This is a genomic window from Bradyrhizobium sp. (assembly GCF_036009065.1).
GTDB lineage: Bacteria > Pseudomonadota > Alphaproteobacteria > Rhizobiales > Xanthobacteraceae > Bradyrhizobium.
Genome location: NZ_DASYMN010000089.1, coordinates 1 through 9409 on the forward strand (window position 1 = coordinate 1; position 9409 = coordinate 9409).

At 62.7% G+C, this 9409-nt stretch carries 11 protein-coding genes and 1 tRNA gene; 8 read left to right on the plus strand and 4 right to left on the minus strand.

Features of this window, described 5'->3' with window-relative positions; all coding sequences use genetic code 11:
- Positions 1–234: 234 nt before the first annotated feature.
- Genes cmk through aroA form a run of 4 tightly spaced genes read right to left on the minus strand, consistent with a single transcriptional unit; the run spans position 235 to position 3223 of the window.
- On the minus strand, positions 235–873 hold the full coding sequence (gene cmk / locus VGP39_RS05465; RefSeq protein WP_327567089.1) for a (d)CMP kinase: 639 nt from the start codon (positions 871–873) through the stop codon (positions 235–237).
- Positions 870–1289 carry a hypothetical protein gene (locus VGP39_RS05470; protein ID WP_327567090.1) on the minus strand — a complete coding sequence of 140 codons (420 nt, stop codon included), beginning with the start codon at positions 1287–1289 and terminating at the stop codon, positions 870–872. The genes cmk and VGP39_RS05470 overlap by 4 nt, the downstream gene beginning before the upstream one ends.
- Positions 1267–1872 carry a hypothetical protein gene (locus VGP39_RS05475; protein ID WP_327567091.1) on the minus strand — a complete coding sequence of 202 codons (606 nt, stop codon included), beginning with the start codon at positions 1870–1872 and terminating at the stop codon, positions 1267–1269. Before VGP39_RS05475 ends, VGP39_RS05470 begins: the two co-directional genes overlap by 23 nt.
- A 4-nt stretch (positions 1873–1876) precedes the next feature.
- A complete protein-coding gene (gene aroA / locus VGP39_RS05480) occupies positions 1877–3223 on the minus strand; it encodes a 3-phosphoshikimate 1-carboxyvinyltransferase (RefSeq protein WP_327567092.1) in 1347 nt (448 codons plus the stop codon).
- Positions 3224–3370: 147 nt separating this feature from the next.
- Here aroA and VGP39_RS05485 point away from each other — a divergent pair, with 147 nt between their 5' ends.
- The 8 genes from VGP39_RS05485 to VGP39_RS05520 form a co-directional block, all read left to right on the plus strand.
- On the plus strand, positions 3371–3796 hold the full coding sequence (locus VGP39_RS05485; protein ID WP_327567093.1) for a TIGR02300 family protein: 426 nt from the start codon (positions 3371–3373) through the stop codon (positions 3794–3796).
- 61 nt (positions 3797–3857) lie between these two features.
- Positions 3858–3933: transfer RNA gene (locus tag VGP39_RS05490), tRNA-Ala, on the plus strand.
- Between the two features lie 208 nt (positions 3934–4141).
- The gene (locus VGP39_RS05495) at positions 4142–4378 is read left to right on the plus strand and encodes a GIY-YIG nuclease family protein (protein ID WP_327567094.1); all 237 of its coding nucleotides are present in this window, start codon (positions 4142–4144) and stop codon (positions 4376–4378) included.
- 33 nt (positions 4379–4411) lie between these two features.
- Complete coding sequence (locus VGP39_RS05500; protein WP_327567095.1) at positions 4412–5617, plus strand: CaiB/BaiF CoA-transferase family protein; 1206 nt, start codon at positions 4412–4414, stop codon at positions 5615–5617.
- Between the two features lie 266 nt (positions 5618–5883).
- A complete protein-coding gene (ugpB, locus tag VGP39_RS05505; RefSeq protein ID WP_327567096.1) occupies positions 5884–7197 on the plus strand; it encodes a sn-glycerol-3-phosphate ABC transporter substrate-binding protein UgpB in 1314 nt (437 codons plus the stop codon).
- A gap of 222 nt (positions 7198–7419) precedes the next feature.
- Complete coding sequence (ugpA, locus tag VGP39_RS05510; protein ID WP_327567097.1) at positions 7420–8301, plus strand: sn-glycerol-3-phosphate ABC transporter permease UgpA; 882 nt, start codon at positions 7420–7422, stop codon at positions 8299–8301.
- Positions 8301–9149 carry a sn-glycerol-3-phosphate ABC transporter permease UgpE gene (gene ugpE, locus VGP39_RS05515; protein ID WP_327567098.1) on the plus strand — a complete coding sequence of 283 codons (849 nt, stop codon included), beginning with the start codon at positions 8301–8303 and terminating at the stop codon, positions 9147–9149. Before ugpA ends, ugpE begins: the two co-directional genes overlap by 1 nt.
- 6 nt (positions 9150–9155) lie before the next feature.
- On the plus strand, positions 9156–9409 hold a 254-nt coding region (locus VGP39_RS05520; RefSeq protein WP_327567099.1), incomplete at its 3' end, for an ATP-binding cassette domain-containing protein.

The following is a 9409-nucleotide window of genomic DNA, read 5'->3' on the forward strand; positions in this document are numbered from 1 at the left end:
AGCAGTCGAAGCCATTTGTTCTCCAGATGCGGGTGTCGCCGGCCATTCGGGTTAAAGGGCGTATCGCTACGTGAAGTGTCGGGGTCCGCAAATCCCGACGACCGCCTCGCAAAAAATCGCGAGAGCGGGCCGGCAGCATGCCTGCACGTTCGATACGTTGATTTGTTCCGGAGCCTGAAAGCGTTATCGACTTCAAGAACCTGGAGCGGGCTTTCCTCCAATGACGGCAGGGCGTCAAACCCTAAGCCGGCCCGCTCGGACGGCCTCGACAATGTCGATGGCGGCCCGGACGCCGCCTTCTATATCCAAATGCGAGTTGTCGAGCAAGTATGCATCTGAGGCCCGTTTTAAAGGCGCCACGGCCCGATTCTGGTCCCGTTCGTCGCGTTTCAGAATATCCGCCAGCACCGCAGCCTCGTCGGCATCCTCGCCCCGCGCGCGGGCTTCCAGGGTGCGGCGGCGGGCCCGGACTTTTGGGTCGGCGACGACGAAGATTTTCACGTCGGCATTGGGGCAGATCACGGTTCCGATGTCGCGGCCGTCGAGCACCGCGCCCGGCGGATCCGACGCGAATTGCCGCTGAAAATTCACCAAAACCTCCCGTACCCGCGGGATCGCGGACACCACGGAGGCGGCCTCGCCCACGATTTGGGTCTTGAGTACGGGATTGCCGAACTTTTCAGGATCGAGCGCCAGCGCTGCTGAAACCGCAATCATCTCGTCGGCGAGGTCCGCCCCCGCGTCCAGCAGGGCCTTGGCCACCGCGCGGTAGATCACCCCGGTATCGAGGTGACGATAGCCGTAATGCGCGGCAAGCCGCTTGCCGAGCGTGCCCTTGCCGGAGGCGGCCGGTCCGTCGATGGCGATGATCATGAAGTCCCGCGTCCCGCGGGGTTGAGGTGGCCCCGAGCGCGGCGCAACGGCCGCTCTTCGGTGAAAATGTTGCGCGAGGCGAATTCAGCGGGACTGCTAAAGGTCAGGTATTCGCGCATGGCGTCGGACGCGTTGGTTGCAGTAAACCAAGGTGTATCGAGATTACGCTTTGGCCCCGATGCCCACGCCGGAACTCGGCCCAACTTGCGCTGCTTGGCAAGATACTCGGCAATCGCACCCGCCAGCGCATCCAATCGGCAATCGTTGGTTAAAGCGGGCTCTTCTTCGATCGTCTCATAACGCGCCTCGGTTGTCCGGGCCAGATCGAAGGTATCAACAAATTCAGCCAGCGCGACATCCCATGCCACACCTGATTGAATACGTGCGATGGCTTCAGCGAGGGTATTTGGGCGCATCCGATTTTCCGCTCTTGTCTATGTTCTTTAGCAGAAAACGCTGCTTTTCCGAAGATGCGGCACTAATTGGAAAGTATTTTCCGAGCACGGCAATTGCCTGATCTGCCGTCGATATGCCGACAACATCCATCAGATTCAAAATGTCGAGCCGTTCGGTATCTCCCCGCAACGTATCCTGCGTACGAAAGGCTTTCAGCTTTAGCGCGAGCAGATATTCAGCCGTCGGCACCGAAACCACAAGACCGGGCGGCGAACTGTCACGCGGGAATGTGCCGAATTCCAGATGGTCCTTCGCTCGATCTGCGAGCGGACTAAGATGAAAAACGACGCCATCATTCAGCCAATCGTCACTCCAGCCCTTCTCGAGGGCGATAGTTGCAACGACGTCGGTCAACCATTTTGGCCAATCGCCGCCGATATCGGCGATGTCGACATCCTCCGTCGCAAACCGGAAATTGCTCGCCAGCATCAGCGCCGAGCCGCCGTAGACCGCAATCTGCAGCTTGGTCCCCGCCGCGACCGCCGCCCGACCGATCCGGTCAAAGGCATCGAGCACAGCATCGCGTTCAAGGGCTTTTGCCATGTTGCTACGAAAACTCCGCCCCCAGCCCGCGCATCATCGGGATAAATGTCGGAAAACTGGTGGCGATGAAGGCGGTGTCGTCGACCGTCACCGGCTTATCCGATGCCAGTCCCATCACCAGCGCCGACATCGCGATGCGATGATCCATGTGGGTGGCGACGAGGCCGCCGCCGGGCACGTGGCCGCGGCCCTCGACGATCAAGTCGTCGCCGGCAATCTCCACCTTGACGCCGTTGACGCGCAGCATGGCGGCGGTCGCCTCCAGGCGGTCGGATTCTTTCACGCGCAATTCCTGCAGGCCGCGCATGATGGTGGTGCCCTCGGCAAAGCTCGCCGCCACCGCCAGCACCAGATATTCGTCGATCATCGAGGGTGCGCGCTCCGGCGGCACCTCGACGCCGCGCAGCTTTGAGGCGCGCACGCGGAATTGCGCCATCGGCTCGCCGGCGTCGCCGCGCACCTCGCTTTCCTCGATCGAGCCGCCCATCTCGCGCAGCGTCGTGAACAGCCCGGTGCGCAGCGGATTGGTCATCACATCTGTCAGCACGAGGTCCGAGCCCTCGACGATCAGGGCCGCGACGATCGGGAATGCCGCCGAGGACGGATCGGCCGGCACCACGACCTCGGCGCCGTGCAGCTCAGGCTGGCCGGCAAGCGCGATCCTGCGGCCATGGCTGCCCTCGCGCAACGAGGTGATCACAGCGCCGAAATGCTTCAGCATCAATTCGGTGTGGTCGCGGCTGGCCTCGGTCTCGATCACCGTGGTGACGCCGGGCGCCGACAACCCCGCCAGCAGCACCGCCGACTTGATCTGCGCCGACGCCACCGGGGTGCGGTAGAGGATCGGCAGCGGATCCCGGGCGCCTTTGAGGGTCAGCGGCAGTCGGCCGCCTTCTTGGGCGTCGCCCACGCGTGCGCCCATCAATTCCAGCGGATCGAGCACACGGCGCATCGGCCTCGAGCGCAGCGATGCATCGCCGTCGAACGTCGCCACGATCGGGCAGCCGGCGACGGCGCCCATCACCAGCCGGCAGCCGGTGCCGGAATTGCCGAAATCGAGCGGCGCGTCCGGCGGCGCAAAACCGGCCACGCCAACGCCATGGACCGACCAAACGGCCGCGCCGTTTGCACCATGGCGTTCGACCCGCGCGCCCAGTGCCTGCATCGCCTTGGCGGTGTTGAGCACGTCCGCGCCCTCGAGCAGCCCGCTGATCCGGGTTTCGCCGACCGCCAGCGCGCCCAAAATCAGGGCGCGGTGCGAAATCGACTTGTCGCCGGGAACGCGGACCCTGCCGGTCAGGGCCCCGCCCGATCGGGCCTGCAGCGGGCTCGGTTGGTCTGAATGGGTCAAGATTGTGTCCTCCGCGCCGGCGGCACGTAACACATGGGCCACGCGGCGTCACGCGGCCAGAACTCTCTCGCAAAGCGCTATTGACAGCGGCGGCGCAACTAGCCAAGTGAAGCACCGTTTTTCGAAAAATCCCCAGGACTAAAGCACGTGGCCAAATCCGATCTCGGAACCAAACGCATTTGCCCGACCACTGGCAAGAAATTCTACGACCTCAACAAGAATCCGGTGATTTCCCCCTATACCGGCGAGGTCGTGCCGATCGCACCTGTTCCGCCGCCGCGGACCCGCGCCGACGCCGCAGCCCGCGCCAGTGCCGCGGCCGCCGCATCCGCCGCCGAGGCCGCGCCGGAGCCCGCCGAGGCTGAAGAGTTGGTGCCGCTGGAGGAAGCCGATGCCGAGGAGAATACCGGCAAGGTCAAGGCCGTGGTGCCGGAGTCCGAAGACGACATCGAGATCGACGAGACCATCGAGGATGACGATGACGACGATTCCACCTTCATCGCCGACGAGGAAGAAGGCGACGAGGACGTGACCGACATCATCGGCGATGTCAGCGGCGACGAGGAGACTTGAGATCAGCCCTGATTTGTGATCAGGGTTGCCGCCCGCGCCGTTTGCGGCGTGACGAAAGCCTGGGGCCATAGCTCAGCTGGGAGAGCGCTTGCATGGCATGCAAGAGGTCGGCGGTTCGATCCCGCCTGGCTCCACCAGCCTTCGCTTGCTTCGCAAGCTACGGCTAGGCAAGCGCACGCTGGCTTATCGTAGCGAAGCAAGCGAAGGCTGCCTCGCCGTAGCCCGACCCGGTGCGCTACGGCGCAGCGCGGCGAGAGGGCGAAGGCGGGGCCGACCGCAACCGGCGCTCGCTTGATCCGAGCAATGCCGCCGTTACGCTGCCTAATGGCAAGCTGGAGCGGCGTCGTGAAGTACGTCTACATTCTTGAAAGCCTCGATCCTGAACATTTCTACGTAGGGATTACCGATGACCTCCGCGCCCGGTTGACGAAACACAACGCTGGGGAAGTAACGCACACCTCGAAATACCGGCCTTGGAAGCTGAGGACCTACATCGCTTTCAGCGACGAAAAGCGGGCTTTCGCGTTCGAGAGGTATCTTAAGTCGGCGTCCCGCCGAGCATTTGCGAAAAAGCGGCTGTGATGATTTATGTGTCTCATGACATCCAATCCGCCCATGCCCCCTGCCCCCTCTCCCGGCGCCATGACCGGCCTGCGCGTGATCGATCTTACGCGCGTTCTCGGCGGGCCCTACTGCACGCAGATCCTCGCCGATCACGGCGCCGACGTGGTCAAGGTCGAGCCGCCGGCCGGCGACGAGGTGCGCGACTGGGGACCGCCATTCCATGACGACGACGCGGCCTACTTCGTCGGCATCAACCGCAACAAGCGCTCGATCGGGCTCGATCTGGCATCGGAGGGCGGCCGCAAAGTCCTGCTCAAGATGCTGGAGAGCGCCGACGTCCTGATCGAAAATTTCAAGCCGGGTACGCTCGACAAATGGGGCATCGGCAACGCGGCGTTGCGGGAAAAATTTCCAAAACTCGTGCATTGCCGGATTTCCGGCTTTGGCGGCGACGGCCCGCGCGGCGGCAATCCCGGCTACGACGCCATCATCCAGGCCATGACCGGCATGATCGCCGCCACCGGCTCGGCCGAAAGCGGGCCGATGCGGATCGGCGTGCCGCTGGTCGACATCACCACCGGGCTTTATGCGGCGATCGGCATCCTGATGGCGCTGGCGGAACGGCAGAAATCCGGCCTCGGACAGTTTCTCGAGACGACGCTGTATGAAACCGGCCTCGCCATCATGCATCCGCACGCGGCGAATTATTTCATGCATGGCAAGCCGCCGAGCCTGACCGGCAACGAGCATCCGAACCTGGTGCCCTACGCGATCTTCCCGACCAGAACCGACAACATCTTCATCGGCGTCGGCAATGACGGCACCTTTCGCAAACTGGCAAAGGAAATCGGCAAGCCGGAACTCGGCGCCGATCCGCGCTTTGCGCGCAACAAGGACCGCATCGCCAACCGGGAAGCGCTGCGCGCCGAACTCGCCGCCGTGTTCAGCCAGCATGACGCCGGTCCGCTCTGCGATCGCCTGCTCGCCGCGGGCCTGCCGGCCGGCCCGGTGCAGTCGATCGACCAGGCGCTGACCAGTGCCCACACCGTGCATCGGGGCGACGTGATCGGGAAGGATTGGTACAAGGGCGTGGCCTCGCCGATCCGCTTTGCACGCAGCAAGGCGTCGTTGCGCGGCGTGCCGCCAAAATTCAGCGAGCACGCCGCCGAGGTGCTGGCGGAATTCGGTTACTCGACGGGTGAGATCGATGCGCTGGTGGCCAAGGGCGTAGTCTGCGGGCCGGAACGGAAGCGCTAATCTCCAGCGCAGCGGGTAGCTGTTGCGGAGCGGTGCGCTGCAGAGCCGGGGTCCCGGCTTCGTCGTGGCTAGCGGGGTCCCGGCTCTGCGGAGCAGCGTGAAGAACGCTGCACCGCGTCCGGGACAAGTAACCCCTCCGCCTATTTTCCCGCTTCCCACAGGCGGTGCTTCCCCCATAGCATTCTTTTGCTTATACGGTCATTTGCACGTCATCCGGCGCTGTTATCGCGCGAAATGAAGATGACGGTCCAACCGGGAGGATTTTGATGGCTATCCGACACTTCGGCGCCGCCGCGGCAGTTACTGTTGCGCTCGCGCTCGCCTCGCCTGCTCATGCGGTTACCGAGATTCAATGGTGGCACGCGATGACCGGCGGCAACAACGACATCGTCAACAAGCTTGCAGCCGAATTCAACGCCAGCCAATCGGATTACAAAGTCGTCCCGTCCTTCAAGGGCAGCTATCCGGATACCATGAATGCCGGCATCGCCGCATTCCGCGCCGGTACCGCGCCTCACATCATTCAGGTATTCGAGGTCGGCACCGCGACCATGATGAGTGCCACCGGCGCGATCAAGCCGGTCTACCAGCTGATGAAGGATGCGGGCGAGCCGTTCGATCCCAAGGCGTACCTGCCCGCGATTACCGGCTACTACTCGACCTCAAAAGGCGACATGCTGTCGTTTCCCTTCAACTCATCGTCGATGGTGATGTGGATCAACAAGGACGAGTTGAAGAAGGCCGGCGTCGCCGAGATTCCAAAAACCTGGCCCGAAGTGTTCGAGGCCGCCAAGAAGCTCAAGGCGGCGGGTCATACGACCTGCGGCTTCTCCAACGCATGGGCCACCTGGGCGCACATCGAACAATTTTCCGCATGGCATAACGTGCCGATCGGCACCAAGGCCAACGGGCTCGACGGCTTCGACACCGAGTTGAAGTTCAACTCGCCGCTGCACGTCAAACACTTGCAGAACCTGATCGACCTGCAGAAGGACAAGACCTATGACTATGCCGGCCGCGGCAATGCCAGCGAGGGACGCTTCGGCTCCGGTGAATGCGCGATCTTCCTGACCTCATCCGGCTATTACGCGAGCGCGAAAGCCACCTCCAAGTTCGATTTCACCTCCGCGCCGATGCCGTATTATCCTGACGCCGCCGGCGCACCGCAGAATTCGATCATCGGCGGCGCGTCGCTGTGGGTGATGGGCGGCAAAAAGCCCGAGGAATACAAGGGCGTCGCTAAATTCTTCACCTTTCTTTCCGACACCAATCGCCAGGCCAAGCTGCACCAGGAATCCGCCTACCTGCCGATCACCAAGGCTGCTTACGAAAAGACCAAGGCGGACGGCTTCTACGAGAAAGATCCGGTGCCACAAACGCCTCTGAAGGAGCTTACCAACAAGGAGCCGACGGAGAATTCCCGCGGCCTGCGCTTCGGCAACATGGTGCAGATGCGCGACATCTGGGCTGAAGAGATTGAGGCGGCCCTGGCCGGTCAAAAAACCGCCAAGGAGGCGCTCGACGCCGCCGTGGCTCGCGGCAACGCCGTGTTGCGGACATTTGAAAAGACCGCAAAATAAATGGAAGCGTGGTTTCACGCACGGAATGACCTTCCCGCCGGTTTCGCGGCGGGAAGGCGGACTCTCGCTGCCAGGCCGGATGGCCAGACCAACACGCCCGTCATCCTGAGGTGCTCGCCGTTCTTCACGGCGAGCCTCGAAGGATGCGCCACAAGCCCTTGCGGCCATCCTTCGAGACGCCGCGCAAGCGCGCGGCTCCTCAGGATGACGGAGGATTGGTAGATGGAAAAGTCCGCCGTCTTCAACAGCAAGTTGCTTCCGTACCTGCTGCTGGTGCCGCAGCTCATCATTACATTTGTATTCTTCTACTGGCCGGCCAGTCAGGCCGTCTGGCAGTCATTCCTGCGCGAGGACGCGTTCGGCCTGTCGTCGGAATTCATCGGCCTGGAGAATTACCAGGCGCTGTTTGCGCAGCCCGAATATTACAAGGCGATGCTGACCACGGCGGTGTTTTCGTCGTTGGTCGCAGTGTTGTCGCTCACCATCGCGCTATTGTTCGCAACCCAGGCCGACAAGAACCTGAAGGCCGCCCCGGTCTACAAGACTTTCATGATCTGGCCCTATGCGGTTGCACCGGCGGTTGCCGGCGTGCTGTGGATCTTCATGTTTCATCCCTCGCTCGGCACGCTGGCGCGGCCGCTGGGCCTGATGGGTTTTAACTGGAATCCGCTGCTGAACGGCAACCACGCCATGATCCTGGTGGTGATGGCCGCGGTGTGGAAGCAGATTTCCTACAATTTCCTGTTCTTCCTGGCGGGGCTGCAGTCGATCCCCAAAAGCGTCATCGAAGCCGGTGCGATCGACGGCGCCGGCCCGATGCGTCGGTTCTGGACCATCGTGTTTCCGCTGCTGTCGCCGACCACGTTCTTTCTGCTGGTCGTGAACGTGGTCTACGTTTTCTTCGATACGTTCGGCATCATCGATGCGGTGACCGGCGGCGGCCCCGCCGGCGCGACCACCACCATGGTCTATAAGGTCTATGCGGACGGACGGCTCGGCGGCGACCTCGGCGGCTCGGCGGCGCAATCGGTGGTGCTGATGGTCATCGTCATCGCGCTCACCGCCGTCCAGTTCCGTTATATCGAGCGCAAGGTGCAGTACTGATGGTCGAGCACCGCCCCTGGAACGACATCGTCGCCTACGCCATCCTCACCCTCGGCGTGTTCGTTGTCGCCTTTCCGGTCTACCTCGCCTTGATCGCCTCCACCCATGACGCGGCAACCGTGGTCAGCGGCAACATGCCGTTATCGCCGGGCGGCCGCACCCTGGAAAACTACTACCGGGCCATCTTCATCGGCGGTTCGCGCACCAGCCGCGAACCGGTCGGCCACATGCTGATGAATTCCTTCATCTCGGCGTTCGGCATCGCGCTCGGCAAGATCTTCATCTCGATCCTGTCGGCCTATGCCGTGGTGTATTTCCGCTTTCCATTCCGCCAGACCGCGTTCTGGATCATCTTCGTCACGTTGATGCTGCCGGTCGAGGTGCGCATCTATCCCACCTACAAGGTGGTGGCGGACCTGCACATGCTCGACACCTATGCGGGATTGATCCTGCCGCTGATTGCGTCGGCGACCGGCACGCTGCTGTTCCGGCAGTTCTTCATGACCGTGCCCGACGAATTGCTGGAGGCCTCGAAGATCGACGGCGCCGGACCGTTCCGGTTTTTCAAGGACACCTTGCTGCCGCTGTCGATCACGACCATCGCGGCGCTGTTCGTGATCCAGTTCATCTATGGCTGGAATCAGTATTTGTGGCCGCTGCTGATCACCACGCAGGATTCGATGCAGACCATCGTCACCGGCATCAAGAAAATGCTGGCGACAACCGACGAGCTGGCGGAATGGCAGCTGGCGATGGCCACCGCCATCCTCGCCATGCTGCCACCCGTCGCCGTGGTGGTGTTCATGCAGCGACTGTTCGTGCGCGGCCTCGTCGAGACGGAGAAATAGGGCACGATGGCTAACGTCACGCTGACAGGCGTCCGCAAAACCTACGCCGGCGGTTTCGAGGCCATCAAGGGCATCAGCCTCGATGTCGGCGACGGCCAGTTCTGCGTGCTGGTCGGTCCCTCCGGCTGCGGCAAGTCCACGTTGCTGCGCATGATCGCCGGCCTCGAGACCACCACATCAGGCAAGATCGACATCGGCGGGCGGATCGTGAACGAGATCGAGCCGGCCGAGCGCGACATCGCAATGGTGTTCCAGAACTA

Excerpts from the sequence above, each read along its gene's own strand:
- VGP39_RS05500 (WP_327567095.1), top strand. The coding sequence starts at position 4,412 with ATGCCCCCTGCCCCCTCTCCCGGCGCCATGACCGGCCTGCGCGTGATC.
- ugpA (WP_327567097.1), top strand. The coding sequence starts at position 7,420 with ATGGAAAAGTCCGCCGTCTTCAACAGCAAGTTGCTTCCGTACCTGCTG.
- VGP39_RS05475 (WP_327567091.1), bottom strand. The coding sequence starts at position 1,872 with ATGGCAAAAGCCCTTGAACGCGATGCTGTGCTCGATGCCTTTGACCGG.
- ugpE (WP_327567098.1), top strand. The coding sequence starts at position 8,301 with ATGGTCGAGCACCGCCCCTGGAACGACATCGTCGCCTACGCCATCCTC.
- ugpB (WP_327567096.1), top strand. The coding sequence starts at position 5,884 with ATGGCTATCCGACACTTCGGCGCCGCCGCGGCAGTTACTGTTGCGCTC.
- VGP39_RS05470 (WP_327567090.1), bottom strand. The coding sequence starts at position 1,289 with ATGCGCCCAAATACCCTCGCTGAAGCCATCGCACGTATTCAATCAGGT.
- cmk (WP_327567089.1), bottom strand. The coding sequence starts at position 873 with ATGATCATCGCCATCGACGGACCGGCCGCCTCCGGCAAGGGCACGCTC.